Source organism: Pseudomonas sp. Z5-35 (genome assembly GCF_051131945.1).
GTDB lineage: Bacteria > Pseudomonadota > Gammaproteobacteria > Pseudomonadales > Pseudomonadaceae > Aquipseudomonas > Aquipseudomonas marvdashtae.
On record NZ_CP071640.1, the window covers coordinates 1,975,209 to 2,001,890 of the forward strand.

Consider the following 26,682-nt stretch of genomic DNA (forward strand, 5'->3'; position numbering starts at 1 on the left):
ACGGGACATCTGGAATGAATGCAAAACCCGCCGCATGACCCTTGCAGCTTGCCGCCGCTTGCTGCAAAGTCGCGACCTTTTTGTCCGGTGGCTTTCCATCGCTGTGCTCTGAGGTAACGATGATAAATGCAGTAATTGCCGCGGTTGGCGTCATGCTGGTGCTCAGCCTGTCCCGCGTGCATGTGGTGATCGCGCTGATCGTGGGCGCACTGGTGGGCGGCTTGATGGGCGGCCTGGGCATCGAGGCGACACTCAAGGCGTTCAATGCCGGCCTTGGCGGCGGCGCGACGGTGGCGTTGTCCTACGCCTTGCTCGGCGCTTTCGCGGTGGCAATCGCCAAGTCAGGCATGGCCCATGCCCTGGCCGACAAAGCCCTGGCTATGGTCGATCGTCAGGACGCCGCGGGCGGTTCGGGCGTCAAGTGGGTATTGATTGGCCTGCTGGGCACCGTTGCGGTCGCTTCCCAGAACATCCTGCCGATCCACATCGCCTTCATTCCGCTGCTGGTGCCGCCACTGCTTTATGTGCTGACCAAGCTGCAACTGGATCGTCGATTGATGGCCTGCGTCATGACCTTCGGCCTGATCACGCCCTACATGTTCCTGCCGGTGGGCTTCGGCAACATCTTCCTCAACGAAATCCTCTTGGCCAATATCGCCCGCAGCGGTGTGGACGTCAGTGGCATCAACGTCACCCACGCCATGGGCATCCCGGCGCTGGGCATGGTGTTTGGCCTGGTGCTGTCGTTTATCACGTATCGGAAGAAACGCGTCTACGACCTGAAGAAAATTGCCAAGGCCGAGCAAGTGGCCGTGCGCTACAACCCGCTGAGCCTGATGGTGGCGGGTCTGGCAATTGCGGCGGCGTTCGCCATTCAATTGTTGTTGGACTCGATGATCATCGGCGCCTTGGCTGGCTTCCTGATTTTCTCGGTATCGGGCGTGGTGCGCTGGCGCGAGACGGACGACCTGTTTACCGAAGGCATGAAAATGATGGCGATGATCGGCTTCATCATGATCGCCGCCTCGGGGTTCGCCGAAGTGATGAAGGCCACCGGCGAAGTGCAGAGCCTGGTGGAAACCTCCGCGGCCTGGATCGGCCACAACAAGGGCGTCGGGGCATTGCTGATGCTGTTGGTGGGCTTGCTGGTGACCATGGGCATCGGCTCATCGTTCTCCACCGTGCCGATCCTGGCGACGATTTTCGTGCCGTTGTGCCTGCAGCTGGGCTTCAGCCCATTGGCGATCGTCTGCATCGTCGGCACCGCCGGTGCCTTGGGCGATGCCGGCTCGCCTGCGTCGGACTCGACCCTCGGCCCGACCTCCGGCCTGAACATCGACGGCCAGCATCACCACATCTGGGACACCGTGGTCCCGACTTTCATCCACTACAACCTGCCGCTGCTGGCGTTCGGTTGGGTGGCGGCGATGGTGTTGTAACTCACGTCGCAGTCCGCTCCTTCGCCAGCAGGCTCGCGAAGGAGCCTCCAAACCCAGCGTCCCGGTTTCTCGCCCGCTCGGCGTACCGTCTCACCTTGTCCTACAGTTTTCCCGCGTAGTGCCGTTAACAGGTCTAACCACGCCATAAAACTTACAAGAGTGAACAGCATGCGCCTGAGCTTGAAGGCTAAAGTCCTGTCCCTGGCAATACTGCCGGTATTGCTGTCCGCGGTGATCATCAGTCTAACCACTGCGTTCATCTTGAAGGAACAGGCCAGCAAAGAAGTCCAGCAGACCCGCGAACGCCTCCTCAGCGAGGCCAAGGCTACGCTGCAGAATTATGTCGCGGTCGGCCTTACCGCCATCAAGCCGCTCTACGACGCCGCCGCACCCGGTGATAACGAAGCGCGCGCCCAGGCAATCAAGCTGCTGTCGAATATCAGCTATGGCAAGGACGGCTACTTCTTCGGCTACGACTCCGAGACCATTCGCCTGTTCAAGGCCAACAGCCCCGATGGCGTGGGCAAGAGTTTCAAGGACAACCGCGACCCGAACGGTGTCTATGTCAACCGTGACCTGGTGAAGGTCGCCAAGGACGGGACGCATTACCTGGAATACAGCTCGCCGCTGCCCGGCAGCAAGGACCTGGTGCCCAAGCTCGGCTACACCGACTACCTGTCCAAATGGGACATGGCGGTCGGCAGTTCGGTCAACCTGGACGGCATCGAAGCCCAGGTGGCGCTGGTGGAAGCCAAGGTCCACGATCGCCTGCAAGGCGTGATCCTGAGTATCGTCGGGATCGCCGCCGTGGTGTTGCTGGTGATCGCGGTGGTGGGCCTGGTGCTCGCCAATACGATCCTGCGTCCTCTGCACTTGATGAAAGCCAACCTCGATGACATCGCAGCGGGCGAGGGCGACCTGACCCGGAGGTTGACCATCACCAGCCAGGACGAACTGGGCCAACTGGCCGGCTCGTTCAACCGCTTCGTCGACAAGATCCACGGCCTGGTAAGGCAGATTACCGACATGACCTCGCAACTGACCGGGCTGGTGACGCAAGTGTCCGAGCAGGCCCAGCGTTCCGAGCAGGCCATGGAGCGCCAGCGCCACGAAACCGACCAGGTCGCCACGGCGATCAACGAGATGTCGTCCGCTGCCCAGGAAGTCGCCCGCAGTGCCCAGGGCGCCGCCGTCGCGGCCCAGCAGACCGACGAAGAAGGCCAGTCTGCCAAACGCGTGGTCGCCGGCAGCATCCAGCAAATTCATGCGCTGGTGAACGATATCCGCAGCAGCGGCGTGTCTTTGGACAGCCTGCAGCAGGACGTGGCGTCGATCGTCAGTGTGCTTGGCGTGATTCGTTCGATCGCCGAGCAGACCAACCTGCTGGCGCTCAACGCTGCTATCGAGGCCGCGCGTGCCGGCGAGGCGGGCCGGGGTTTTGCGGTGGTCGCCGACGAAGTCCGCGCCCTGGCCAGCCGAACCCAGCAAAGCACCCAGGAAATCCAGGGCATGATTGACCGCCTGCAATCGGGTACGCATGCGGCGGTGGAAGCGATGCGTCGTTCCAGTGAGGCCGGCGATGGCACCTCGGAGCGGGCCAACGAGGCGGGCGCCTCCCTCGACACCATGGCGCAGCTGATCGGCACCATCAACTCGATGAACGCCCAGATCGCCAGCGCCGCCGAAGAACAGACCGCGGTGGCCGAGGAAATCAACCGCAGCGTGCATCAGATCGCCGTGGCCGTGGACAGCGTCGCCGACGAAACCCAACTCAGCGCCCAGACCTCCCGCAGCCTGGCCGACCTGGGCCAGCGCTTGGGCAAACTGGTGGGGCAGTTCCGGATCTGACATCGGTGCGGCGGGAGCTGCCGAAGGCTGCGATCTTTCGATCTCGATCCAGATGTTTTCACCCGGGCAACCGGGTCCTATCGGGAAAGAAGGATCGCAGCCTTCGGCAGTTTCTGCCGCAATTACCTTGCATCACCGAGGCGCACATCGCGCATCAACAACCCAAACCGCAAATCCACCGCATCCGGGATCGGCACGTACACCACGTGGCCATCCCCCGGCGCCACGTCGATGGCCTCTTCAATCCCCAGGGCCAGGTTGGCATGGTCGAATTCATTGTTGCGCACCCGCAGGCTATAGCGGGGCTGGCCGGCGTATACCGCGTCGGCGCCGTAGGCAAAGGCGTAGCGCATGTTTTTCAGGGTGCCGGCAGGGGCGAGGAGTTCGGAGGCTACGAGGGGCATGGTGGCGTCGAATCGCAAAAGCGCCGAGGGTACGCCGAGGCCTGCCGGACGGTATTGATCTGGATCAGTGCGGCGCAACAGACGCGACGGCACTCCGGCGAGTCCTGGCTGACTAACGTTTATCTGCCAAGGACATGGAAAGCAAATGAACCGCAAGAATCTCCAAGACAAATCCCAGATGCTGTTGCTGATCCTGGTCAGCATCGCCTTCGTCTGGATCCTGCTGCCGTTCTATGGTGCAGTTTTCTGGGCGGTGATCCTGGGCATCGTCTTCGCGCCGCTGCAGCGGCGCCTGCAACTGAAACTCAATTGGCCGCGTAACCTCACCACGCTGGTTACCCTGACCCTTTGCATGCTCATCGCTATCTTGCCGGTGATCGTCATCAGTACCTTGCTGGTTCAGGAGGGTGCGGCACTCTACAAGAGCCTGGAAAGTGGCGAGCTGGACGTCGCCGATTATCTGGCCCGCTTCAAGGATGCGCTGCCGCCTTATTTTCAACATTTGCTGGACCGTTTTGGCCTGGGCAACTTGAGTGGGCTGCGCGACAAAATCGTCAAGAGCGCGATGCAGGGCAGTGAATTCTTCGCCACCCAGGCGTTCAGTTTCGGCCAGGGCACGTTCCAGTTCCTGGTGAGCTTCTTCGTCATGCTCTATCTGTTGTTCTTTTTCCTGCGCGACGGTCCTGAACTGGTGCGCAAGGTCCGTTCGGCCATTCCCCTGGCGGAGCACCAGAAGCGCCGTCTTCAGCTGAAATTCAACCGGGTCGTCCGGGCGACCGTGAAGGGCAACCTGCTGGTAGCAATCACCCAAGGCGCTTTGGGCGGCTTGATTTTCTGGATCCTCGGCATTCCGACGGTCCTGCCCTGGGCGGTGCTGATGGCATTCCTGTCGCTGTTACCGGCCGTGGGGGCGGGCATCGTCTGGGCTCCGGTTGCGGTGTATTTCCTGTTGGCGGGTTCGATCTGGCAGGGCGTGGTGCTGACGTTGTTCGGCGTATTCGTGATCGGCCTGGTGGACAATTTCCTGCGCCCGATCCTCGTGGGCAAGGACACCAAGATGCCGGACTACATGGTTCTGGTCTCGACCCTGGGCGGCTTGGCGGTGTTCGGGTTGAACGGCTTCGTCATCGGGCCGCTGATTGCGGCATTGTTCATGTCCTGCTGGGCCTTGTTCGTCGAAGGCAAGCCGCGGGTGCAGCTGCCTTAGGCATTCAGCACATAAGGACCGATACGTTGCGACAAAGCCTGGGCGGCGGGTAGCGAAGTCAGCGGGCCGCTGATCGTCACGCCGTCCTGCACCAGATACCAGCAAGCCAACAGACCACGCTCCCTGAGCCGGGCGGGGACGGCACTGCCAATCACAGACATGATTTGAACCTTGGGCATGGGAACCTCCATCAATCGATGGGGTTACCTTACGACTCAACCGGGATGACAGAAAATCAACCGCTTCAATAGTAGGAATCGATGCCGCTCAATCGACGACCAGATCGAGCATGTGCACCACTTCCTGCTCATTGAGCACGCCCTTGCGGACCAGGTTTTCCGCTAGCAGGGAAAGGAACTTGGCGCTGCGGTGGCCTTCCAGGTGCTTGAGTTCGGTCAGCGCGTTGTACACCTTGCTGGAGGTGCAGATTCCAACGATGCGATGGGGATTTTGGGTTGGCATGGCTTCGTCCTTGTTGTTATGAAAGCTGTTCGGCGGACAGCGGCAGTTTGCGGCACTGCCATGACGCTCAGGTGACAGCTCGGTTTTCTGGAAAAAGAAAGCAGGATTCAGACCATAGTGCCTTGTTGGCGCCAAACTATTGTTCCGGTAGCGACCCCAGGCAGGCGGTATGCGGCCACTCCATCGAGACAACGCCCACAAAAAAGCCCCTGGACCTTTCGATCCAGGGGCTTTTTGTGTTGCTATCTGGCTCCACGACCTGGACTCGAACCAGGGACCCAGTGATTAACAGTCACTTGCTCTACCAACTGAGCTATCGCGGAATGGCGCGTATGTTACTGATTGGAAAAGAGAAGTCAAGCATCTATTGCCCGGCGGCACATTCCTTTCGCCTATCGAAGGACCCATCAACGATTGGCAGTTACTGCAATGGCGAGAGAGGGCTACCATGGTTGCCCGGAAGTGGCAGGATGCGCTGCCGGCCATTCGCCGACTTTAAGGTACGCACCATGAACCACCTGTTACCCTCTCACCCAGCCCACCGCGCCGAGGTGTGCCTGTGAGCATCGCCCAGATCAGTTTGCCCAAGGGCGTGGGACCTCACGCCGAGAAACTCTACGACGCCATCACCCAGGCCAGCACCGCCGAGGAACTGAACCGTGCCGGTGGCAAGGCCGAGGGTTTCGTCCTGGGGCTGGAAAGCACCAAGGCTATCAAGAGCCAGGTGGCCGAGTCGTTGTATGTCATCTACGACGATGCGGCGAGCCAGCGGGCAACGGAGCTGTAGCCTCAGCGAGAAGCAGGTCACAAAAGCATCAGGCCAAAAAAAGGGAAGCCCATGGCTTCCCGTTTTTTCATCCAGCCCGAAACTGTCAGATCACCTGGACGATGGCCTTGGTCACCGCATCGATGTTGTTCTGGTTCAGCGCGGCCACGCAGATGCGGCCGGTGTCCAAGGCATAGATGCCGAACTCGCTGCGCAGGCGCGTCACTTGTTCAACGGTCAGGCCGGAGTAGGAGAACATCCCGCTCTGGCGTGCGACGAAGCTGAAATCGTGATGCGGTGCGGCCTTGGCCAGCATGTCGACCATCTGGTCACGCATGCCGCGAATGCGCAGGCGCATTTCGGCCAGTTCAGCTTCCCACTGCGCCCGCAGATCAGGGCTATTGAGCACGGCGGCGACGATGCTGGCGCCGTGGGTCGGCGGGTTGGAGTAGTTGGTGCGGATCACGCGCTTGACCTGGGACAGCACGCGGGCACTTTCTTCCTTCGATTCGCTGACGATCGACAGGGCGCCGACGCGCTCGCCGTACAGCGAGAACGACTTGGAGAACGAGCTGGAAGCAAAGAAGGTCAGTCCCGACTCGGCAAACAGGCGCACGGCCGCGGCGTCTTCGTCGATGCCTTCGCCAAAGCCCTGGTAGGCCATGTCCAGGAACGGCACGTGGTTCTTGGCCTTGACCACGGCCAGCACGTTTTTCCAGTCTTCCGGGCTCAGGTCCACGCCAGTCGGGTTGTGGCAGCAGGCGTGCAGCACAACGATCGAGCGATCGGGCAGGGCGGTGAGGTCTTCTAGCAGGCCGCTGCGATTCACGTCGTGAGTGGCGGCATCGTAATAACGGTAGTTCTGCACCGCGAAGCCGGCGGTTTCGAAGAGTGCGCGGTGGTTTTCCCAACTTGGATCGCTGATGGCCACGACTGCGTCAGGCAGCAATTGCTTGAGAAAGTCGGCACCGATCTTCAATGCGCCGGTGCCGCCCACGGCTTGGGTGGTGATGATGCGACCGGAAGCGATGAGCGGGGAGTCCTTGCCAAACAGCAGGGTCTGGACGGCCTGGTCGTAGGCGGCGATGCCATCGATCGGCAGGTAACCCCGGGCAAGGTGTTGAGCCACGCGAGTCGTCTCGGCTTCAACCACGGCGCGCAGCAATGGAATACGCCCCTCTTCGTTGCAATAAACACCCACGCCCAGGTTGACCTTATTGGTACGAGGGTCGGCGTTGAAAGCTTCGTTGAGGCCCAGGATGGGGTCGCGTGGTGCCAATTCGACAGCAGAAAACAGGCTCATTATTGCTCGGCTCTGAATGGAGAGTGAGGGGACGTGTCGCGCTCCAGCCGAATGCACTAGAGCGGTGCACAAACGGGGAGCTAGTATAGAGGCCATCACGGGGCAGGGCGACAGGCTATTCGGTCTTTACCGTAAGTATTTTCGATTATTTTCGACCGTTAGTCCCTTCTGCGCATCAAAGTCTTCAAAGCGTGTAGGACGTTCGTCTTGAAAGCGAAGGCATTCACCTCCACATTGTATGCATTCCAGCTTTTTCCTCGATCGACGTCAGTCGTTTCGGTCTTTCTCGTTCCTGTCGCCTGGCGACAGGAGTGAACCCAGGGGTTATGTCATGTCTGAATTCCAGCTAGTTACCCGATTCCAGCCGGCCGGCGATCAGCCGGAAGCCATCCGCCTGATGGTCGAAGGCATCGAGGCCGGCCTGGCGCACCAGACGCTGCTGGGTGTGACCGGCTCGGGCAAAACGTTCAGTATTGCCAACGTGATCGCCCAGGTGCAGCGCCCGACCCTGGTGCTCGCTCCGAACAAGACCCTGGCGGCGCAGTTGTATGGCGAGTTCAAGGCATTTTTCCCGAATAACGCGGTGGAGTATTTCGTCTCCTACTACGACTACTACCAGCCCGAGGCCTACGTGCCGTCCTCGGACACCTTCATCGAGAAGGATGCCTCGATCAACGACCACATCGAACAGATGCGGCTATCGGCGACCAAGGCGTTGCTTGAGCGCAAGGACGCGATCATTGTCACCACGGTGTCGTGTATCTATGGCTTGGGCAGTCCAGAAACGTACCTGAAGATGGTGTTGCACGTGGACCGCGGCGACAAACTCGACCAGCGCGCCTTGCTGCGTCGCCTGGCGGACTTGCAATACACGCGCAACGACATGGACTTCGCGCGGGCGACGTTTCGGGTGCGCGGCGACGTGATCGACATTTACCCGGCGGAATCTGACCTGGAAGCGATCCGCATCGAGCTGTTCGATGACGAGGTGGAAAGCATCTCGGCCTTCGACCCGCTGACCGGCGAGGTCATCCGCAAGCTGCCGCGTTTCACGTTCTATCCCAAGAGCCACTATGTGACACCGCGCGAAACCCTGCTGGACGCTATCGAAGGGATCAAGGTCGAGTTGCAGGAGCGCCTGGAGTACCTGCGTTCGAACAACAAGCTGGTGGAAGCCCAGCGCCTGGAGCAGCGGACCCGGTTTGACTTGGAAATGATCCTCGAACTGGGTTACTGCAACGGTATCGAAAACTACTCGCGCTACCTGTCGGGCCGTCCTGCGGGCGCGCCGCCGCCCACGTTGTATGACTACCTGCCGGCCGATGCCTTGTTGGTCATCGACGAATCCCACGTCAGCGTGCCGCAGGTCGGCGCGATGTACAAAGGCGACCGTTCGCGAAAGGAAACCCTAGTGGAATACGGTTTCCGCCTGCCGTCGGCGCTGGATAACCGGCCGATGCGCTTCGACGAATGGGAAAGCGTCAGCCCGCAGACCATTTTCGTCTCGGCCACCCCCGGCAACTACGAAGCCGAGCATGCCGGCCGCGTCATCGAGCAATTGGTCCGGCCGACCGGGCTGGTCGACCCGCAGATTGAAGTGCGCCCGGCGCTGACCCAGGTCGACGATCTGCTCTCGGAAATTACCAAGCGCGTGGCACTGGAAGAGCGAGTGCTGGTTACTACGCTGACCAAGCGCATGTCCGAAGATCTCACCGATTACTTGGCCGACCATGGCGTGCGGGTGCGTTACCTGCACTCGGACATCGACACGGTGGAGCGGGTCGAAATCATTCGCGACCTGCGCCTGGGCACTTTCGACGTGCTGGTCGGCATCAACCTGCTGCGTGAAGGCTTGGACATGCCGGAAGTGTCGCTGGTGGCGATCCTCGATGCCGACAAGGAGGGTTTCCTGCGTTCCGAGCGCTCGTTGATCCAGACCATCGGTCGCGCCGCGCGTAACCTCAACGGTCGCGCAATTCTGTACGCCGATCGCATCACCGGCTCCATGGAGCGGGCCATCGGCGAGACCGAGCGTCGCCGCGACAAGCAGATCGCCTTCAACCTCGCGAACGGCATTACGCCCAAGGGCGTGTTCAAGGACGTCGCCGATATCATGGAAGGCGCCACCGTGCCCGGCTCGCGCAGCAAGAAGCGCAAGGGCATGGCCAAGGCCGCCGAAGAAAGCGCGCGCTACGAGGCCGAACTGCGCTCACCGGGCGAAATCGCCAAGCGTATCCGGCAGCTGGAAGAAAAAATGTACCAACTGGCCCGGGACCTGGAGTTCGAGGCGGCGGCGCAGTTGCGCGATGAGATTGGCAAGTTGCGTGAGCGCTTGCTGACTGTCTGAGTTGGCGACGGCTTCGATGGCCCTGCCGCAAGCGTGCTTGCGGCAGGGCCATCCGGTTTGACGGTTACCGACTCATATCCGCTCTCACTGGAGCCCGCCCGCCATCGCCTGTTACCATTCGCCCCCTGTTTCATCTTCGCTTTTATATTCTTTCCGAGACATGCCATGACCACCGTCCGTACCCGCATCGCGCCGTCGCCCACTGGCGATCCCCATGTCGGCACCGCCTATATCGCCTTGTTCAACTATTGCTTTGCCAAGCAGCACGGCGGTGAGTTCATCCTGCGGATCGAGGACACCGATCAGTTGCGTTCGACCCGCGAGTCCGAAAAGCAGATTTTCGACGCCCTGCGCTGGCTCGGCATCGACTGGAGTGAAGGCCCGGACGTCGGCGGTCCACACGGTCCATATCGCCAGAGCGAACGTGGCGAGATCTACCAGCAGTACTGCCAGCAACTCGTGGACATGGGGCACGCCTTCCCGTGCTTCTGCACCGCTGAAGAACTGGACCAGATGCGCGCCGAGCAAATGGCTCGCGGTGAAACCCCGCGCTACGACGGCCGTGCGCTGCTGCTGTCGAAGGAAGAAGTCGACCGTCGCCTGGCCGCTGGCGAGCCTCACGTGATCCGCATGAAGGTGCCGAGCGAAGGCGTCTGCGTGGTGCCGGACATGCTGCGTGGCGATGTCGAGATCCCATGGGATCGCATGGACATGCAGGTACTGATGAAGACCGACGGCCTGCCGACGTACTTCCTGGCCAACGTGGTCGACGATCACCTGATGGGCATCACCCACGTCTTGCGCGGTGAAGAGTGGCTGCCGTCGGCGCCGAAACTGATCCTGCTTTATGAGTACTTTGGCTGGGAGCAACCGCAGCTGTGCTACATGCCGCTGCTGCGTAACCCGGACAAGAGCAAGCTGTCCAAGCGCAAGAACCCGACCTCGGTGACGTTCTACGAGCGCATGGGCTTCATGCCCGAGGCGATGCTCAACTACCTGGGGCGCATGGGCTGGTCGATGCCGGACGAGCGCGAGAAGTTCTCGCTGCAGGAAATGGTCGAACATTTCGACCTGTCGCGCGTCTCCCTGGGCGGGCCGATTTTCGACGTCGAGAAGTTGTCCTGGCTCAATGGCCAATGGCTGCGCGACCTGCCGGTGGAAGAGTTCGCCGCTCGCGTGCAGAAATGGGCGTTCAACCCTGAATACATGATGAAGATCGCTCCTCATGTGCAGGGCAGGGTTGAGACGTTCAGCCAGATTGCGCCATTGGCCGGCTTTTTCTTCGCCGGTGGCGTGACCCCGGACGCGAAGCTGTTCGAGTCCAAGAAGCTCTCGGGCGATCAGGTCCGCCAGTTGATGCAACTGATCCTGTGGAAACTCGAAAGCCTGCGGCAGTGGGAGAAAGACAGCATCACCGCGACCATCCAGGCCGTGGTCGAATCGTTGGAATTGAAATTGCGCGATGCCATGCCGCTGATGTTCGCTGCGATCACCGGCCAGGCCAGCTCGGTCTCGGTGCTCGACGCGATGGAAATCCTCGGGCCAGACCTGACGCGTTTCCGCCTGCGCCAGGCCATCGATCTGCTCGGTGGCGTGTCGAAGAAGGAGAACAAGGAGTGGGAAAAACTGCTGGGTGCGATCGCCTAAGCGGTCGGTGAGGCTGGACATGCCCCGGTTTTGCGGGGTATGTCGGTAAGTGATTGTTATCCCGGCAAAAAACTTTCAATTTCTTTGAAAATAAATTTGACAGCTCTCCGATACGCCCTTAAGATTCGCCCCGTCCTCAGCGATGAGGGGCTATAGCTCAGCTGGGAGAGCGCTTGCATGGCATGCAAGAGGTCGACGGTTCGATCCCGTCTAGCTCCACCAATTTACACTTCAAGGCCTGGCCACACCGGCCTTGAAGCGATCAGCACTCAGTGTTGATCAGTTGTATAGAAGGGTTTGCGTCCCCTTCGTCTAGTGGCCTAGGACACCGCCCTTTCACGGCGGTAACAGGGGTTCGAGTCCCCTAGGGGACGCCAGTTTTACAGAAGTGATGTTGCAAGATGTCGCTCCGCCGCGAGGCGAAAATCCGGGGCTATAGCTCAGCTGGGAGAGCGCTTGCATGGCATGCAAGAGGTCGACGGTTCGATCCCGTCTAGCTCCACCAATTTACACTTCAAGGTCTGGCCACACCGGCCTTGAAGCGATCAGTCCTCAGCGCTGATCATGTTCAGAAGGTTTGTGTCCCCTTCGTCTAGTGGCCTAGGACACCGCCCTTTCACGGCGGTAACAGGGGTTCGAGTCCCCTAGGGGACGCCACGATTACCCGCTCTGCGGGATTTTATAAGGGTCATTCAATTCTTGAATGGCCCTTTTGTTTGTCTGGCGTTCAGCCAATTTCCCATCCTCAACGAATATGTCTGACCAGCGGTCAAAGATTCCGCTTGCAGAAATTTATTACATGGATAATATTTCAATCGTAATATTCGGAGGCAACGATGAACGATAAAAAGGCACAAACCCGTGAACGCATTCTCAAGGCCGCCAGCGATGCGCTGATCCAGCGCGGGCCGGCCGAGCCGAGCGTGGGCGAGGTGATGGGCGCGGCAGGGCTGACGGTGGGTGGTTTCTATGCCCATTTCGAAAGCAAGGATGCCTTGATGCTGGAGGCGTTCAAGCAATTGCTCAGTCGCCGCCGTGGCTTGATCGCCGATATGGATGCCGAGCTGACCGGTGAGGAACGGCGCGCGTTGGTTGCAGCGTTCTACCTGTCGCGCAAGCACCGCGATTCCACCGAGCAAGCGTGCCCGATCCCGGCGTCGGTCGGCGAGCTCGGGCGGCTGCCGGATGCGTTTCGTGAAGTCCTCAATGAACACATCGAGCTGATGGTCGCGCAATTGGCTGCCAGCCCGGAAGAAGCCGACAAAGCTTTGTCCGACATCGCCTTGATGGTCGGCGGCCTGGCCCTGGCCCGGGCGTTGGGCCCGGGCGAGTTATCGGATCGTTTGCTGCGCGCTGCCAAGTCGGCGGTGCGCTGAGCTAAGGCGCAAGCCCTGGAGATGAGCATGGACAGGTTGAGCTGGATTCGTGGTGTCAATGGCACGCTTGGCCGGATAGCCCCGCGCCTGGTAGCGAAAAAAATGCGCAAGGTGTTCATGAGTCCTCGGGCCCTGCCACCGCGGGACTGGGAACTGCCATTGCTGGCCTCGTCCGAGCGCATCACTTTGCGCTTCGGCCTGTCTGCGTTGCGCTGGGGCAAAGGTCCGGCGGTGTTGCTGATGCACGGCTGGGAAGGGCGGCCCACTCAATTCGCGACGCTGATCACCGCGCTGGTAGACGCCGGCTACACCGTGGTGGCGCTGGATGGACCGGCCCATGGACGTTCGCCGGGGCGCGAGGCCAATGTCCTGCTGTTCGCCAGGGCGATGCTTGAGGCCGCCGCCGAGCTGCCGCCGTTGCAGGCGGTGATCGGCCATTCCATGGGCGGCGCCAGTGCCATGCTTGCAGTGCAGTTGGGCTTGCGTACCGAGACGCTGGTCAGCATCGCCGCGCCGGCGCGTATTCTTGGCGTCCTGCGTGGATTCGCGCGGATGATGGGCTTGCCGCCCCGGGCACGTTCTGCCTTCATTCGCCAGGTGGAACAGGACGTGGGCATGCAGGCGTCGAGGATGGATGTGGCGCTATACCAGCTGGATATTCCAGGGTTGATTGTCCACGCCGAAGACGACAACTCAGTCTCGGTCAAGGAGTCGCAATTGATCCATGAAGCCTGGTTCGACAGTCGCTTGCTGCGCTTGCCCCAGGGTGGGCATCAGCGAGTGCTGGCCGATCCCCGTGTCATTGATGGTGTGTTATCACTGTTGGCCGGGCGCAGCCTGCAGGCGCGGCAATCGGCCTGAGCTTCCGTTACACTGCCCCGATCCATATTTGACAGGAGACGGGCATGGGCTGGGATCGGGCAACGCCGTTCATCATTGATCTTCAAGTGAGTGCCGAAGACATCGATGGGCTGGGCCACGCCAATAACGCGGTGTACGTCACTTGGCTGGAACGCTGCGCCTGGCGCCATTCCCAGCGCCTGGGCCTGGATTTGGTGGAATACCGGCGGCTGGACCGGGCCATGGCGGTGGTGCGGCATGAAATCGATTACCTGGCGGCGGCCTACGAGGGCGACGAGTTGCAGTTGGCGACCTGGATCGTCGATTGGGACCAGCGGCTGAAAATGTCTCGGCGTTTCCAGCTGGTCCGCCCCAGTGATAACGCGACGTTGTTGCGCGCCCAGACTACTTTTGTTTGCATCGAACTCTCTACCGGCCGCCCCAAGCGCATGCCGCCGGAGTTCATCGAAGGCTATGGCCCCGCGCTTGTCCCTTGTTGAATTACCGATTTGGTAAGCGAAATCCGCTAAACTGCCGCACGTTTTTTCGTTGAGTGTGTTTTTCATGCAAATTGCCCTGGCGCCCATGGAGGGGTTGGTCGACAACATCCTGCGGGACGTCCTGACCCGTGTTGGCGGAATCGATTGGTGCGTCACCGAGTTCATCCGTATCAACGACCGCCTGCTCACACCGGATTACTTTCATAAGCTCGCCCCGGAATTGTTGACCGGCGCTCGAACGGCGGCAGGCGTACCGCTGCGGGTGCAGCTATTGGGTTCCGACCCGGTGTGCCTGGCGGAAAATGCCGCCCTGGCCTGCGAGCTGGGCTCTGAAGTAATCGACTTGAATTTTGGCTGTCCGGCCAAGACCGTGAATAAATCCCGAGGCGGTGCGGTGCTGCTCAAGGAGCCGGAGCTGCTCAACCAAATCGTCGAGCATGTACGTCGTGCCGTCCCCGGGCATATCCCCGTCACCGCCAAGATGCGCCTGGGTTTCGACAGCCCGGACGGCGCGCTGGTCTGCGCCACGGCGCTGGCCGAAGGCGGTGCGGCACACATCGTCGTGCATGCGCGGACCAAGATCGATGGCTACAAGCCCCCGGCGCATTGGGAGTGGATCCCCCGCGTCCAGGAAGTGGTCAAGGTACCGGTGTTCGCCAATGGTGATATCTGGAGCGTGGAAGACTGGCGCCGTTGCCGCGAAATCAGTGGCGTGGAAGACATCATGCTCGGACGCGGCCTCGTTTCCCGTCCCGACCTGGCCCGGCAGATCGCCGCTGCCCGGGCCGGTGAGGAAGTGGTCGAGATGTCCTGGGCCGAACTGCAACCGATGCTCCAGGACTTCTGGATGCAAGTGGTCGAACAACTGACGCCACGCCAGGCGCCCGGTCGATTGAAGCAATGGCTGGCGATGCTGACCCGCAATTACCCCGAGGCGGTTGAGCTATTTACCGCCCTGCGCCGGGAAACCGATCTGGACGCAGTGGGGCATTTGCTGGGTGTGAAACGCACCGAAGCGGCCTGAAAAAAATTTCAGAAAAAGCTCTTGAAAAGTTTTTGGCGGTCCCTAGATAAGGGTTACGCGATGCCGAATTCGGGTCGCGGAGACAAAAAAACTTGCTGAACTTTCAGGAGATTTGAATCATGAGTACTGCATTTTCCTTGGCCCCTCTGTTCCGTTCCTCGGTGGGCTTCGACCGTTTCAACGACCTGTTCGAAACCGCGCTGCGTAACGAACCAGGCAGCAGCTATCCACCCTACAACGTGGAAAAACATGGCGATGACGAATACCGCATCGTGGTCGCCGCCGCCGGGTTCCGCGAAGAGGACCTCGAGCTGCAAGTGGAAAAAGGTGTGCTGACCATCAGCGGCGGCAAGCGCGAGGCCAGCAACGACAGCGTGACCTTCCTGCACCAGGGCATCGCCCAGCGTGCGTTCAAGCTGTCCTTCCGGTTGGCGGATCATATCGAGATCAAGTCTGCGGGTTTGAGCAACGGCCTGTTGAGCATCGACCTGTTGCGCGTGGTACCGGAAGAGGCGAAAGCCAAGCGCATTCCTATCAACGGTGCGCAGCAGAAACCTGCACTGGAAAACTGATGCATCGCAGTTGAAGAAGGGCGCCGAATGGCGCCCTTCTTTGTTGTGGATGCCACAAAAGCTTGCGACAACACCTACGGCAACAACCGCTCGAACGCCTCCAGCGGCAACGGTCGGCTGTGCAGGTAACCTTGGTACAAATGGCATTCAAGCCCCTGCAAAAACTGCAATTGCTCCAGCGTCTCCACCCCTTCGGCGATCATTTCCAGGTTCAGGCTGCGGGCCATGGCGACGATGGCGCGGATGATTTCGGCGTCGTTGGGGTCGCTGGTGGCATCGCGTACAAAGGACTGGTCGATTTTTAGCGTGTCCACCGGCAGCCGCTTGAGATAGGTCAACGATGAATAACCGGTGCCGAAATCGTCCATGGCGAAGCTCACGCCCATTTTCTTGAGGCGGCGCATCTTGCCGATGGTGTCGTCCAGGTTTTGGATCACGATGCCTTCGGTGATTTCCAGTTTCAGCATGCAATAGGGCAGGCCGTGGCTGGTGAGGCTGTTTTCGATGCGTTCGACAAAGTCGCTCTGGCGGAACTGACGAGGGCTGATGTTCACGCACAGCTTGAACCGTTGCGGGTCGACCTTGCCCTTGGCGATCAGCTGTTTGAAACCGTCGCAGGCTTCGTCGAGGATCCAGGTCCCTACCTCCAGGATCAAGCCGCTGTCCTCCAATACCTTGATGAATTCGTTGGGCGATTGCGCGCCCAGGTCTGGGTGATGCCAGCGCACCAGGGCCTCGGCGCCAACGATGCGGTTGTCGCGGGCGTCGACCTGCGGTTGGAAATGCACGCTGAACTCGTTACGGGCCAGGGCCTGGCGCAGGTCGGTTTCCATGCGCAGCCGCTCGCTGGCGGCTTTTTGCATCGTGGCGTGGAACATCTGCGAGGTGTTGCGGCCCGAGTCCTTGGCGCGGTACAGGGCAATGTCGGCGCGCTTGAGCAGGTCGGTAGGCGTGGAGCCGTGGTCCGGAATCAACGCCATGCCGATGCTCGGGGTCACTTGCAGCCGTTGGCCGTCGAGAAACATGGGTTCCGAGAGCAATTCACGCAGGGTATCGGCGAGGGTCTGGACCTGCTGGGTGACCGCGCCGCGCGTACCTTCCAGGCCGCTGAGCAGCACGACGAATTCATCACCGCCCAGCCGCGCCACGGTGTCCTCGAGGCGGACGCTGGCTTCGAGGCGCGCGGTGATGATTTTCAACACCGTGTCGCCGACCGGATGACCGAGCGAATCGTTAATGTGCTTGAAGTGATCCAGGTCGAGGAACAGCAGGGCCCCGCGCAAGTTATGGCGCTTGAGCAAGGCGATCTGCTGGCTCAACCGATCCAGCAGCAGCGCCCGGTTGGGCAGATTGGTCAGCGGATCGTGGTAGGCCAGGTGGCGGATCTGCGCTTCGGCGTTACGCAGCAGGCTTACGTCCCGGGCAGTCAGCAACAGGCATGCGGTCTCGTTGAGCGTGATGGGCTCGACCGACACTTCCACCGTAAGGGTTTCCCCGCGTTTGTTGCGTCCAAGCATTTCCTGATGCAGGACGCGGCCCTTGAGCTGCAATTCAGCCAGCAACGCCGCGCGCTGTTTTTCCTCGGCCCAGATGCCGACTTCATAGACCGTGTGGCCAATCACCTCGTCGGCGCGGTAGCCGGTCAGGCGACAGAAGCCGTCGTTGACCTCCAGGTACCGGCCGCTTTCGAGTTCGGTGATGGTGATGGCGTCGGGGCTGGAGTGGAACGCCTTGGCGAACTTCTCTTCGCTGGCCTTGAGCGCCGCTTCGGAGCGTTGCTGTTGGGTAATGTCCCGAAGGGTGGTGACAATGCAGGGCTGGTTGCCGACGTTGATCTGTCGGCTGGAAATGACACAGGTCAACGGCTGCCCATTCTTGTGATGGACCACCATGGCGACGTTGCTCAGCGACTGCTCGCGGATCACCCGTTCGATGCGTTGCAGGCTGCTGCCCGAGGCGTCCCACAGGCCGATCTCCTCGGCGCTACGGCCGAGCACATCATTGGCCGCCCAACCAAAGGTCTGGGTGAAACTGGAGTTGATTTCCAGGAACCTGCCGTCGTCCTGGTGCGTGACGCAGATCGGGTCGGGACTGACCTGGAACAGGGTGGCGAACTTCTCCTCCGAGGCCGCCAGGCTCTGTTCGCGCTCTACCTGGTCGGTGATGTCCAGCAGGGTGCCGGCCATGCGCAAGGGGCTGCCGTCGTCGTTGCGGTAGAGGCGGGCGCGGCTCTCCAGATAGCGGGAGCTGCCGTCCGGCAACTGCACGCGGTAGGTCAATTGATAGTTGCCCGCCGGGCCTTCCCGCAGGCTGCGGTAGGCGTTGCGCATGTTGTTGCGTTCTTCGGTGGGCACGCCCTCGAAAAACGCATCGAACGATTCATGAAATGCCATGGGCTCCAGGCCATGAAGCTGCGCGGCCCGCGCCGAGCCGTAGAGCATGCCGCTGGGGATGTGCCAGTCCCAGGTGCCCAATTGCGCCGAGTCAAGGGCCAGGTCCAGGCGTTCCTGGCTGTCCTTCAGGGCCTGTTCGGCGAGCTTGCGTTCGGTGGTGTCGAGAAAGGTGCTCAGCAGATATGGCTGGCCTTCGAGCTCGACTTTCTGGGCGCTGAGAATGCCGTTGTGAACCTGGCCGTTGCTGGCCCGAAACTCCACCTCCATGCTCACCAGTTCGCCCTTGGCCTTGGTCGCTTCCACCAGCTTCGCCCGTTGCCTGGGGTCGACCCACAAGCCCAGTTCCAGGGTCGTACGGCCAATCACATCATGCACCGGCCAGCCGAACAGGCTTTCGAAATACTGGTTGGCTTCGCTGATCAGCCCGTCTTCCTGGCGGGTCAGCAGGACCATGTTCGGGCAAAGATGAAACAGCGTGGCGAAGCGTTTTTCCGAGCTGCGCAACGCCTGTTCTCGTTCGCGCTGGTGGGTGATTTCACGGATCACGCCGATCATGCGCGGGCGGCCGTGCTTGTCGGGCAGCACGCTGCCACTGATTTCCAGCCAGTGCAGGCTGCCATCGGGCCAGACGATGCGGTGATGCATCGCCTGTTCCAGTGGCGCACCGGCCACCGCCGCGTGAAAGGCGCGCATGGCCTTGGCGCGGTCTTCGGGCAAGAGCAGATCGAGGTAGTCAACGTCCGCTGGTAACGGTTGGCGCGGATCGAAGCCGAACAGCGCCTGGGTGCCTCGCGACCAACTGATCTGTCCGGTATCGATGTCCCAAGACCAGGCCCCCAGGCGCGCACCGTTCAAGGCCGCCAGCAGTTGTGGCGCGCTGTCCCAGCTTTGCTCGGACCGTTTCGGGTCCAGGGCCTGGATGCGTGGCAGGGGCGGGAGGTGGTCGGCGGGTTTGGGCATTCTCTAGCGGGCCTTGGCAGGTGGGGCGTTAGGCACAGGCGGCGCGGCCCTATAGGAGTAGCACAACTTATGCCCTTGTCCCTGGCAGATCGACTTGTGCATCCAATAGAGCCATGAAAGCCCGTGCAGCGTTCGACAGCGTCCGTTCGGTGTGCAAGATATAGCCTAGCTGGCGACTGAGCTGTATGCCCGGCAAAGGCACGCGCGCCACCTGTTCATCGAGCATGGTGCGCGGCAAAACGCTCCAGGCCAGGCCGATGGAGACCATCATTTTTATGGTTTCCAGGTAATTCGTGCTCATCGCGATGTTCGGTGTCAGGCCCTGGGCTTCGAACAGTCGTTGCACAATGTGATGGGTGAACGTGTTGCCGCCCGGGAAAACCGCCGGATGCAGGGCGATGTCCGCCAGGCTCACCGCGCGGTTTTCCAGCAATGCGTGTTCCGGCGCCACCACGAAATCCAGCGGGTCGTCCCACACCGTCGTCGCTCGCACCAATGAGTGAGGTTCGGGGGCGAGGGTGATGACCGCCAGCTCCGCCCGACCATGGAGGATTTCCTCGTAGGCCACTTCCGAGTCCAGGAACTGAATATCCAGCGCGACCTGTGGGTAGCGTCGGGTGAACTCCCTTAATAACGGCGGCAGTCGATGCAAGCCGATGTGGTGGCTGGTGGCGAGCGTCAGGCGGCCGGTCACTTCGCCGGTCAGGTTGGTCAGGGCCCGGCGGGTGTCGTCCAGCACGTTGAGGATCTGATAGGCCCGTGGCAGCAGGGCCCGACCGGCTTCGGTCAGGCCGACTTCCCGACCCAGCCGGTCGAACAGGCGCACCTTGAGTTGCTGTTCCAGCCCGGCGATGCGCTTGCTGATGGCCGGCTGGGTCAGGTGCAGGCGCTCGCCAGCGCCGGAGAAACTGCCGGTTTCGGCGATGGCAATAAAGGCATTGAGATTGGCAAGGTCCATGGCGTTTCTGGTCGGATTCCAGTTAGTTATGCAAAGCATGAAAAATATGAATTTGAGTTATTTAATGTAGCCTCTTACCATCAGCCTCACAAGCCAAGGGGTTATTGATCCGCTCAGGACCCAGGGCATAGAAACAAGCTGATGAGGAAACCGTCTGATGGCCGGCAAAACGCTCTACGACAAGCTCTGGGATTCGCATTTGGTCAAGCAGCGCGACGATGGCTCGGCGCTGATCTACATCGATCGTCACATCATTCACGAAGTGACCTCGCCGCAAGCTTTCGAAGGCCTGCGCCTGGCCGGGCGCAAGCCTTGGCGTATCGATGCCAACATCGCCACCCCGGACCACAACGTACCGACCACCCCGGAGCGCAAGGGCGGCATCGAGGCCATTGCCGACCAGGTCTCGCGCCTGCAGGTCCAGACCCTCGACGACAACTGCGACGAATACGGCATTGTCGAATTCAAGATGAACGACGTGCGCCAGGGCATCGTCCACGTGATCGGCCCGGAGCAGGGCGCGACCTTGCCGGGCATGACCGTGGTCTGCGGCGACTCGCATACCTCGACTCACGGTGCCTTCGGTGCGCTGGCCCATGGCATCGGTACTTCCGAAGTCGAGCACGTGCTCGCCACCCAGTGCCTGGTCGCCAAGAAAATGAAAAACATGCTGGTGCGCGTCGAGGGCAAGCTGCCGTTCGGCGTGACCGCCAAGGACATCGTCCTGGCCGTGATCGGCAAGATCGGCACCGCCGGCGGCAATGGCCACGCCATCGAGTTCGCCGGCAGCGCGATCCGTGACTTGTCGGTGGAAGGCCGGATGACCATCTGCAACATGTCCATCGAGGCCGGTGCTCGCGTGGGCCTGGTGGCCGCCGATGAAAAAACCGTGGAATACGTCAAGGGCCGTCCGTTCTCGCCAAAAGGCGCGGAATGGGATATGGCTGTCAAGGCCTGGAAAGACTTGGTCTCCGATGCCGATGCCCAGTTCGATACCGTGGTCGAGCTCGACGCCACGCAGATCAAGCCACAAGTCAGCTGGGGCACTTCGCCGGAAATGGTCTTGGCGGTGGACCAGAACGTACCGGATCCGGCCAAGGAAATGGACCTGGTCAAGCGTGACTCCATCGTCCGTGCGTTGAAATACATGGGGTTGAGCGCCAACCAGGCGATCACCGACATTCAGCTGGACCGCGTGTTCATCGGCTCTTGCACCAACTCGCGGATCGAAGACCTGCGCGCCGCTGCGGTGATCGCCAAGGGCCGCAAGGTCGCCTCGACCATCAAGCAGGCCATCGTCGTGCCGGGCTCCGGCCTGGTGAAAGCCCAGGCCGAAGCGGAAGGGCTGGACAAGATTTTCCTCGAGGCCGGTTTCGAATGGCGCGAGCCGGGATGCTCGATGTGCCTGGCGATGAACCCGGATCGCCTGGAGTCGGGCGAGCATTGCGCCTCGACGTCCAACCGAAACTTCGAAGGCCGTCAAGGCGCCGGTGGCCGCACGCACCTGGTGAGCCCGGCGATGGCCGCGGCGGCGGCCGTCAACGGCCGTTTCGTCGACGTCCGCGAATTGATCTGAAGGAGCGCAGCATGAAAGCTTTTACCCAGCACACCGGTCTTGTCGCGCCTTTGGATCGTGCCAACGTCGACACCGACCAGATCATCCCCAAGCAATTCCTGAAGTCGATCAAGCGCACCGGCTTCGGTCCGAACCTGTTTGACGAATGGCGCTACCTGGATGTCGGCCAGCCGTACCAGGACAACTCCAAGCGGCCGTTGAACAAGGATTTCGTGCTCAACGCCGAGCGTTATCAAGGCGCCAGCGTGTTGCTGGCTCGCGAGAATTTCGGCTGCGGTTCGAGCCGCGAGCACGCGCCATGGGCCCTGGAAGAATACGGTTTTCGCAGCATCATCGCGCCGAGCTATGCCGACATTTTCTTCAACAACAGCTTCAAGAACGGCTTGCTGCCGATCATCCTCAGCGACGCTGACGTGGATGAACTGTTCCAGCAGGTCGAGGCCAATCCGGGCTATCAACTACAGGTCGACCTGGCCGCCCAGACCGTGACCCGTCCCGACGGCAAGGTGCTGGGTTTCGAGATCGACGCGTTCCGCAAGCATTGCCTGCTCAACGGCCTGGATGACATCGGCCTGACCTTGCAGGACGGCGAGGCGATTGCCACGTTCGAGGCCAAGCACCGGGCGAGCCAACCTTGGTTGTTTCGCGATGCTTGATCTTGCGTAACGAGTAAAGACGCCAGCGACACGAAACCATAAGGACATCCCATGACCAGCGCCGCCCACAGTCAGGTTGTACAAAAGCAATTCGGTGAACAGGCCTCGGCCTATCTGAGCAGTGCCGTGCACGCCCAGGGTGCTGAATTCGCACTGCTACAGGCGGCGTTGGCCGGTCGCGGCGATGCCCGCGTGCTGGATCTGGGCTGCGGCGCCGGCCATGTGAGTTTCCACGTGGCGCCGCTGGCCGGTGAAGTGGTGGCTTATGATTTGTCCCAGCAAATGCTCGACGTAGTCGCCACGGCGGCAGCGGAGCGTGACCTGGGCAATATCAGCACGGTACGTGGCGCCGCCGAGCGCTTGCCGTTTGCCGCCGGCGAGTTCGATTTCGTCTTCAGCCGCTATTCAGCGCATCATTGGAGCGACCTGGGCCTGGCGCTGCGGGAAGTTCGTCGGGTGCTCAAGCCGGGTGGGGTGATGGCGTTCATCGACATCCTGTCGCCGGGCACGCCGCTGTTCGATACCTACTTGCAAAGCGTCGAAGTGCTGCGCGACACCAGCCATGTGCGCGACTATTCGGCCGCCGAGTGGTTGCGCCAGGTCAGCGAGGCGGGGCTGCACACCCGTAGCACCTCCCGTCAGCGCTTGCGCCTGGAGTACCCATCGTGGGTCGAGCGCATGCGCACTCCGGAAGTGATGCGAGCGGCGATTCTTGAGTTGCAGCGCTCGATGGGCGATGAAGTGCGTGAATATTTTCAGATTGAGGCCGATGGTTCGTTCAGTACGGATGTGCTGGTGCTGTGGGCCGAGCGATAACATTTTTTCCGGCCATGCCCAGAGGCGTGTCCCGACAGAGCAAATGAGGAAAGCATGAGCAAGCAGATTCTGATTCTCCCAGGTGATGGCATTGGCCCGGAAATCATGGCCGAGGCGGTCAAGGTCCTGGAGCTGGCGAACGATAAGTACGGCCTGGGCTTCGAACTCAGCCACGACGTGATCGGCGGCGCGGCCATCGACAAGCACGGTGTGCCGCTGGCCGACGAAACCCTGGACCGTGCCCGTGCTGCCGATGCCGTGCTGCTGGGCGCCGTGGGCGGCCCGAAATGGGACAAGATCGAACGTGACATCCGCCCTGAGCGCGGCCTGCTGAAGATTCGTGCGCAACTGGGCCTGTTCGGCAATTTGCGGCCGGCGATCCTTTACCCGCAACTGGCCGATGCCTCGAGCCTGAAGCCGGAAATCGTCTCGGGCCTGGACATCCTAATCGTCCGCGAGCTGACCGGCGGTATCTACTTCGGCGCCCCGCGTGGCACCCGTGAGCTGGACAACGGCGAGCGCCAGGCCTACGACACCCTCCCGTACAGCGAAAGCGAAATCCGCCGCATCGCCCGGGTTGGCTTCGACATGGCTCGCGTGCGTGGCAAGAAGCTCTGCTCGGTGGACAAGGCCAATGTGCTGGCTTCCAGCCAACTGTGGCGCGAAGTGGTCGAGCAGGTGGCCAAGGATTACCCGGATGTCGAACTGAGCCACATGTACGTCGACAACGCCGCCATGCAACTGGTGCGCGCGCCGAAGCAGTTCGATGTGATCGTCACCGACAACCTGTTCGGCGACATCCTGTCCGACGAAGCGTCGATGCTTACCGGTTCCATCGGCATGCTGCCGTCGGCCTCCCTGGACGCCAACAACAAGGGCATGTACGAGCCGTGCCATGGTTCGGCGCCGGACATCGCCGGGCAGGGCATCGCCAACCCGTTGGCGACCATCCTGTCGGTGTCGATGATGCTGCGCTACAGCTTCAGTTTGAACGATGCCGCCGACGCGATCGAAAAAGCCGTCAGCGTGGTCCTGGACCAGGGCTTGCGCACAGGTGATATCTGGTCGCAGGGTTGTACCAAAGTCGGTACGCAGCAAATGGGCGATGCAGTAGTCGCCGCGCTGCGGAATCTGTAATCTTTCGGGCCCACCGCTTCGACGGTGGCCCACTTTTGTATAGGTGTAGTTGCGATGAAACGTGTAGGTCTGATCGGTTGGCGCGGCATGGTCGGTTCCGTGCTCATGCAGCGAATGCTGGAAGAGCAGGATTTCGATCTCATTGAGCCGGTGTTTTTCACCACCTCCAACGTTGGTGGCCAGGGCCCGTCCGTGGGCAAGGACACCGGTGTGCTCAAGGATGCCTACAGCATCGAAGAGCTCAAGACCCTCGACGTGATCCTGACCTGCCAGGGCGGCGACTACACCAGCGAAGTGTTCCCCAAGCTGCGTGAAGCCGGCTGGCAGGGTTACTGGATCGACGCCGCTTCCAGCCTGCGCATGCAGGACGACGCGGTGATCATCCTCGACCCGGTCAACCGCAAGGTCATCGACCAGCAGCTGGATGCGGGCACCAGGAACTACATCGGCGGCAACTGCACCGTCAGCCTGATGCTGATGGGCCTCGGCGGCCTGTTCGAAGCCGGCCTGGTGGAATGGATGAGCGCCATGACCTACCAAGCGGCGTCCGGTGGCGGCGCGCAGCACATGCGAGAGCTGATCAAGCAAATGGGCGTGACTCACGGCGCCGTTGCCGATGAGCTGGCGAACCCGGCCAGCGCCATCCTCGATATCGACCGCAAGGTCGCCGAGGCGATGCGCAGCGATGCCTACCCGACCGAGAATTTCGGCGTACCGCTGGCCGGCAGCCTGATCCCCTGGATCGACAAGGAACTGCCTAACGGCCAGAGCCGTGAAGAGTGGAAGGCCCAGGCCGAAACCAACAAGATCCTCGGTCGCTTCAAGAGCCCGATCCCGGTGGACGGCATCTGCGTGCGCATCGGCGCCATGCGTTGCCACAGCCAGGCGCTGACCATCAAGCTGAACAAAGACGTGCCGATTGCCGACATCGAAGGCCTGATCAGCCAGCACAACCCTTGGGTCAAGCTGGTGCCGAACAATCGCGAAACCAGCATGCAGGAGCTGAGCCCGACCAAGGTCACCGGCACCCTGAACGTGCCGGTGGGGCGTCTGCGCAAACTGAACATGGGGTCGCAATTCGTCGGTGCCTTCACCGTTGGCGATCAACTGTTGTGGGGCGCGGCCGAGCCGTTGCGTCGCATGTTGCGGATCCTGCTCGAACGTTGATCGGTTGCTGCCGTGAAAGAACCCGCGCCTTGTGAGAGGTGCGGGTTTTTTTATGGGCCGGCAGCGGTTTTCCTGCGCTCAATTGCTTGCCCGCCAGCCACCCGGTAAAGTGCCGCTCCCCACGTGTTACCTGAGGTAGACCCATGAGCCAGTCCTTTGATATTGCCGTGATCGGCGCCACCGGTACTGTCGGCGAAACCCTAGTCCAGATTCTCGAAGAGCGGGATTTCCCGGTTGGCACCCTGCACCTGCTGGCCAGCAGCGAATCGGCGGGAAGCTCGGTGATGTTTCGCGGCAAAAACGTGCGGGTACGTGAGGTCGATGAATTTGATTTCAGCAAAGTCCAGCTGGCGTTCTTCGCGGCCGGACCGGCGGTCACCCTGAGTTTTGCCCCGCGTGCCACGGCTGCCGGTTGTGCCCTGATAGACCTGTCCGGCGCGTTGCCGCCAGAACAGGCGCCGCAGATTGTGCCGGAGGCCAACCCGAAGAAGCTGGCTGGCCTGCGCAAGCCGATCCAGGTCAGCAGCCCCAGCGCCTCGGCGACGGTGTTGGCCGTTGCATTGGCGCCGCTGCGCGAATGCCTGAAGATGGAACGCATCAGCCTGACCGCCAGCCTCGCCGTGTCCGCCCAAGGGCGCGCGGCGGTGAGCGAGCTGGCGCGCCAGACCGCCGAGTTACTCAACGCTCGCCCACTTGAGCCGAAATTTTTCGACCGGCAGATGGCATTCAACCTGCTGGCCCAGGTCGGTGCTCCCGACGAACAGGGTCACACATCGCTGGAAAAGCGCCTGGTGGGCGAGTTGCGCCAGGTGTTGGAGCAACCTTTGCTAAAGATTTCCGTCACTTGCATTCAAGCCCCGGTGTTTTTTGGCGATAGCTTTAGCGTGACCGTGCAGTCTGCCCGTGCCGTTGACCTGGCGAAGATCAACGCAGCTCTGGAAGCGGCCCCTGGCGTCGAGCTGGTAGACGCAGGCGATTACCCGACCCCGGTGGGGGATGCGGTGGGGCAGGACGTGGTTTATATCGGACGCGTGCGCGCCGGTATCGACGACCCGGCGGAACTAAATATGTGGCTGACGTCAGATAACGTGCGCAAGGGGGCGGCGCTCAATGCGGTGCAGGTGGCTGAGTTGTTGATAAAAGACCTGCTGTAAAAGATACTTGGCAACAATTTGTCGAATGGTTCTAGCTGGGCGCTATGCTTGGTCAGAATGCTGAAGGCGAACCTCCCTCCCAGGGACTTCTCCTGGGCATGAGTGAAACGATCGCGCGCGCCGTCGCTTC

The 26,682-nt window shown here is 61.2% G+C and carries 22 protein-coding genes, 5 tRNA genes and 2 pseudogenes; 22 read left to right on the top strand and 7 right to left on the bottom strand.

Annotated features, from left to right (window positions below; genetic code table 11):
* The first annotated feature begins 122 nt into the window (after positions 1-122).
* The 3 genes and pseudogenes from J3P95_RS09260 to J3P95_RS09270 all read left to right on the top strand — a co-directional run bounded on the left by J3P95_RS09260 (position 123) and on the right by J3P95_RS09270 (position 3,287).
* A complete protein-coding gene (locus tag J3P95_RS09260) occupies positions 123-1,439 on the top strand; it encodes a Na+/H+ antiporter family protein (protein ID WP_434563756.1) in 1,317 nt (438 codons plus the stop codon).
* A gap of 168 nt (positions 1,440-1,607) precedes the next feature.
* A pseudogene (locus J3P95_RS09265) lies at positions 1,608-2,429 on the top strand (cache domain-containing protein); the annotation flags it as partial.
* Between the two features lie 102 nt (positions 2,430-2,531).
* Complete coding sequence (locus J3P95_RS09270) at positions 2,532-3,287, top strand: methyl-accepting chemotaxis protein (RefSeq protein ID WP_434626666.1); 756 nt, start codon at positions 2,532-2,534, stop codon at positions 3,285-3,287.
* Positions 3,288-3,520: 233 nt separating this feature from the next.
* Here J3P95_RS09270 and J3P95_RS09275 read toward each other — a convergent pair.
* Positions 3,521-3,691: pseudogene (locus tag J3P95_RS09275) on the bottom strand (U32 family peptidase); the annotation flags it as partial.
* A gap of 145 nt (positions 3,692-3,836) precedes the next feature.
* Between J3P95_RS09275 and J3P95_RS09280 the strand changes: the two are divergent.
* Entirely contained in the window at positions 3,837-4,898 is a 1,062-nt protein-coding gene (locus J3P95_RS09280) for an AI-2E family transporter (RefSeq protein ID WP_434562354.1), read from the top strand.
* On the opposite strand, the gene J3P95_RS09285 is transcribed toward J3P95_RS09280, so the two are convergent.
* The 3 genes from J3P95_RS09285 to J3P95_RS09295 all read right to left on the bottom strand — a co-directional run bounded on the left by J3P95_RS09285 (position 4,895) and on the right by J3P95_RS09295 (position 5,683).
* Positions 4,895-5,077, bottom strand: a complete 183-nt coding sequence (locus J3P95_RS09285; RefSeq protein WP_434562356.1) for a hypothetical protein — start codon at positions 5,075-5,077, stop codon at positions 4,895-4,897. The two genes, J3P95_RS09280 and J3P95_RS09285, sit on opposite strands and share 4 nt — an antisense overlap.
* A gap of 88 nt (positions 5,078-5,165) precedes the next feature.
* Positions 5,166-5,360 (bottom strand): hypothetical protein, encoded by a 195-nt coding sequence (locus J3P95_RS09290; protein ID WP_186614871.1) that lies wholly within the window; start codon positions 5,358-5,360, stop codon positions 5,166-5,168.
* A 247-nt stretch (positions 5,361-5,607) separates the two neighbouring features.
* Positions 5,608-5,683: transfer RNA gene (locus tag J3P95_RS09295), tRNA-Asn, on the bottom strand.
* A gap of 236 nt (positions 5,684-5,919) precedes the next feature.
* Between J3P95_RS09295 and J3P95_RS09300 the strand changes: the two genes are divergently transcribed.
* On the top strand, positions 5,920-6,147 hold the full coding sequence (locus J3P95_RS09300; RefSeq protein ID WP_434562358.1) for a hypothetical protein: 228 nt from the start codon (positions 5,920-5,922) through the stop codon (positions 6,145-6,147).
* 85 nt (positions 6,148-6,232) lie between these two features.
* Here the strand turns inward: J3P95_RS09300 and J3P95_RS09305 are convergent, their stop codons facing one another.
* On the bottom strand, positions 6,233-7,429 hold the full coding sequence (locus tag J3P95_RS09305; RefSeq protein WP_434562360.1) for an amino acid aminotransferase: 1,197 nt from the start codon (positions 7,427-7,429) through the stop codon (positions 6,233-6,235).
* 331 nt (positions 7,430-7,760) lie between these two features.
* On the opposite strand from J3P95_RS09305, the gene uvrB reads away from it, so the two are divergent.
* From uvrB to J3P95_RS09360, 11 genes are all read left to right on the top strand, one after another.
* Positions 7,761-9,776, top strand: coding sequence for an excinuclease ABC subunit UvrB (gene uvrB / locus J3P95_RS09310; RefSeq protein WP_434577710.1), 2,016 nt, complete (start codon positions 7,761-7,763; stop codon positions 9,774-9,776).
* A 165-nt stretch (positions 9,777-9,941) separates the two neighbouring features.
* Positions 9,942-11,423, top strand: a complete 1,482-nt coding sequence (gene gltX, locus J3P95_RS09315; RefSeq protein WP_434577708.1) for a glutamate--tRNA ligase — start codon at positions 9,942-9,944, stop codon at positions 11,421-11,423.
* Positions 11,424-11,569: 146 nt separating this feature from the next.
* Positions 11,570-11,645: transfer RNA gene (locus tag J3P95_RS09320), tRNA-Ala, on the top strand.
* A gap of 79 nt (positions 11,646-11,724) precedes the next feature.
* A tRNA-Glu gene (locus J3P95_RS09325) sits at positions 11,725-11,800 on the top strand.
* Positions 11,801-11,852: 52 nt separating this feature from the next.
* Positions 11,853-11,928 (top strand) — tRNA-Ala (locus J3P95_RS09330).
* A gap of 76 nt (positions 11,929-12,004) precedes the next feature.
* Positions 12,005-12,080 (top strand) — tRNA-Glu (locus J3P95_RS09335).
* 179 nt (positions 12,081-12,259) lie between these two features.
* Positions 12,260-12,799 carry a TetR/AcrR family transcriptional regulator gene (locus J3P95_RS09340; RefSeq protein WP_434562366.1) on the top strand — a complete coding sequence of 180 codons (540 nt, stop codon included), beginning with the start codon at positions 12,260-12,262 and terminating at the stop codon, positions 12,797-12,799.
* A 27-nt stretch (positions 12,800-12,826) separates the two neighbouring features.
* Positions 12,827-13,660, top strand: a complete 834-nt coding sequence (locus tag J3P95_RS09345) for an alpha/beta fold hydrolase (RefSeq protein ID WP_434577706.1) — start codon at positions 12,827-12,829, stop codon at positions 13,658-13,660.
* A gap of 44 nt (positions 13,661-13,704) precedes the next feature.
* A complete protein-coding gene (locus J3P95_RS09350; protein WP_434577704.1) occupies positions 13,705-14,139 on the top strand; it encodes an acyl-CoA thioesterase in 435 nt (144 codons plus the stop codon).
* 64 nt (positions 14,140-14,203) lie between these two features.
* On the top strand, positions 14,204-15,163 hold the full coding sequence (locus J3P95_RS09355) for a tRNA dihydrouridine synthase (protein ID WP_434577702.1): 960 nt from the start codon (positions 14,204-14,206) through the stop codon (positions 15,161-15,163).
* 119 nt (positions 15,164-15,282) lie between these two features.
* Positions 15,283-15,735, top strand: coding sequence for an Hsp20 family protein (locus J3P95_RS09360; RefSeq protein ID WP_434577701.1), 453 nt, complete (start codon positions 15,283-15,285; stop codon positions 15,733-15,735).
* Positions 15,736-15,809: 74 nt separating this feature from the next.
* On the opposite strand, the gene J3P95_RS09365 is transcribed toward J3P95_RS09360, so the two are convergent.
* Both J3P95_RS09365 and J3P95_RS09370 read right to left on the bottom strand, forming a co-directional pair.
* Complete coding sequence (locus J3P95_RS09365) at positions 15,810-19,088, bottom strand: PAS domain S-box protein (RefSeq protein ID WP_434562376.1); 3,279 nt, start codon at positions 19,086-19,088, stop codon at positions 15,810-15,812.
* A 67-nt stretch (positions 19,089-19,155) separates the two neighbouring features.
* Positions 19,156-20,046, bottom strand: a complete 891-nt coding sequence (locus J3P95_RS09370; protein ID WP_434577699.1) for a LysR family transcriptional regulator — start codon at positions 20,044-20,046, stop codon at positions 19,156-19,158.
* Positions 20,047-20,203: 157 nt separating this feature from the next.
* On the opposite strand from J3P95_RS09370, the gene leuC reads away from it, so the two are divergent.
* From leuC to J3P95_RS09400, 6 genes are all read left to right on the top strand, one after another.
* Positions 20,204-21,622: a 3-isopropylmalate dehydratase large subunit gene (gene leuC / locus J3P95_RS09375; RefSeq protein ID WP_434562380.1), complete on the top strand. Its 1,419-nt coding sequence runs from the start codon at positions 20,204-20,206 to the stop codon at positions 21,620-21,622.
* Positions 21,623-21,633: 11 nt separating this feature from the next.
* Complete coding sequence (leuD, locus tag J3P95_RS09380; RefSeq protein WP_212799752.1) at positions 21,634-22,278, top strand: 3-isopropylmalate dehydratase small subunit; 645 nt, start codon at positions 21,634-21,636, stop codon at positions 22,276-22,278.
* A 51-nt stretch (positions 22,279-22,329) separates the two neighbouring features.
* Positions 22,330-23,094, top strand: a complete 765-nt coding sequence (locus J3P95_RS09385; protein ID WP_434562382.1) for a class I SAM-dependent methyltransferase — start codon at positions 22,330-22,332, stop codon at positions 23,092-23,094.
* Positions 23,095-23,148: 54 nt separating this feature from the next.
* The gene (leuB, locus tag J3P95_RS09390; protein ID WP_434562384.1) at positions 23,149-24,231 is read left to right on the top strand and encodes a 3-isopropylmalate dehydrogenase; all 1,083 of its coding nucleotides are present in this window, start codon (positions 23,149-23,151) and stop codon (positions 24,229-24,231) included.
* A gap of 54 nt (positions 24,232-24,285) precedes the next feature.
* A complete protein-coding gene (asd, locus tag J3P95_RS09395) occupies positions 24,286-25,398 on the top strand; it encodes an aspartate-semialdehyde dehydrogenase (RefSeq protein WP_434562386.1) in 1,113 nt (370 codons plus the stop codon).
* A gap of 143 nt (positions 25,399-25,541) precedes the next feature.
* Positions 25,542-26,552 (top strand): aspartate-semialdehyde dehydrogenase, encoded by a 1,011-nt coding sequence (locus J3P95_RS09400; RefSeq protein WP_434562388.1) that lies wholly within the window; start codon positions 25,542-25,544, stop codon positions 26,550-26,552.
* Positions 26,553-26,682 lie beyond the last annotated feature (130 nt).

Bases quoted from the DNA above. Each gene is read 5' to 3' on its own strand.
- asd (WP_434562386.1), top strand. From the start codon at position 24,286: ATGAAACGTGTAGGTCTGATCGGTTGGCGCGGCATGGTCGGTTCCGTG.
- J3P95_RS09280 (WP_434562354.1), top strand. From the start codon at position 3,837: ATGAACCGCAAGAATCTCCAAGACAAATCCCAGATGCTGTTGCTGATC.
- leuB (WP_434562384.1), top strand. From the start codon at position 23,149: ATGAGCAAGCAGATTCTGATTCTCCCAGGTGATGGCATTGGCCCGGAA.
- J3P95_RS09270 (WP_434626666.1), top strand. From the start codon at position 2,532: ATGGAGCGCCAGCGCCACGAAACCGACCAGGTCGCCACGGCGATCAAC.
- leuD (WP_212799752.1), top strand. From the start codon at position 21,634: ATGAAAGCTTTTACCCAGCACACCGGTCTTGTCGCGCCTTTGGATCGT.
- leuC (WP_434562380.1), top strand. From the start codon at position 20,204: ATGGCCGGCAAAACGCTCTACGACAAGCTCTGGGATTCGCATTTGGTC.
- J3P95_RS09370 (WP_434577699.1), bottom strand. From the start codon at position 20,046: ATGGACCTTGCCAATCTCAATGCCTTTATTGCCATCGCCGAAACCGGC.
- J3P95_RS09400 (WP_434562388.1), top strand. From the start codon at position 25,542: ATGAGCCAGTCCTTTGATATTGCCGTGATCGGCGCCACCGGTACTGTC.
- J3P95_RS09350 (WP_434577704.1), top strand. From the start codon at position 13,705: ATGGGCTGGGATCGGGCAACGCCGTTCATCATTGATCTTCAAGTGAGT.
- uvrB (WP_434577710.1), top strand. From the start codon at position 7,761: ATGTCTGAATTCCAGCTAGTTACCCGATTCCAGCCGGCCGGCGATCAG.
- J3P95_RS09355 (WP_434577702.1), top strand. From the start codon at position 14,204: ATGCAAATTGCCCTGGCGCCCATGGAGGGGTTGGTCGACAACATCCTG.
- J3P95_RS09345 (WP_434577706.1), top strand. From the start codon at position 12,827: ATGGACAGGTTGAGCTGGATTCGTGGTGTCAATGGCACGCTTGGCCGG.
- J3P95_RS09385 (WP_434562382.1), top strand. From the start codon at position 22,330: ATGACCAGCGCCGCCCACAGTCAGGTTGTACAAAAGCAATTCGGTGAA.
- J3P95_RS09285 (WP_434562356.1), bottom strand. From the start codon at position 5,077: ATGCCCAAGGTTCAAATCATGTCTGTGATTGGCAGTGCCGTCCCCGCC.
- J3P95_RS09290 (WP_186614871.1), bottom strand. From the start codon at position 5,360: ATGCCAACCCAAAATCCCCATCGCATCGTTGGAATCTGCACCTCCAGC.
- J3P95_RS09365 (WP_434562376.1), bottom strand. From the start codon at position 19,088: ATGCCCAAACCCGCCGACCACCTCCCGCCCCTGCCACGCATCCAGGCC.
- gltX (WP_434577708.1), top strand. From the start codon at position 9,942: ATGACCACCGTCCGTACCCGCATCGCGCCGTCGCCCACTGGCGATCCC.
- J3P95_RS09340 (WP_434562366.1), top strand. From the start codon at position 12,260: ATGAACGATAAAAAGGCACAAACCCGTGAACGCATTCTCAAGGCCGCC.
- J3P95_RS09305 (WP_434562360.1), bottom strand. From the start codon at position 7,429: ATGAGCCTGTTTTCTGCTGTCGAATTGGCACCACGCGACCCCATCCTG.
- J3P95_RS09360 (WP_434577701.1), top strand. From the start codon at position 15,283: ATGAGTACTGCATTTTCCTTGGCCCCTCTGTTCCGTTCCTCGGTGGGC.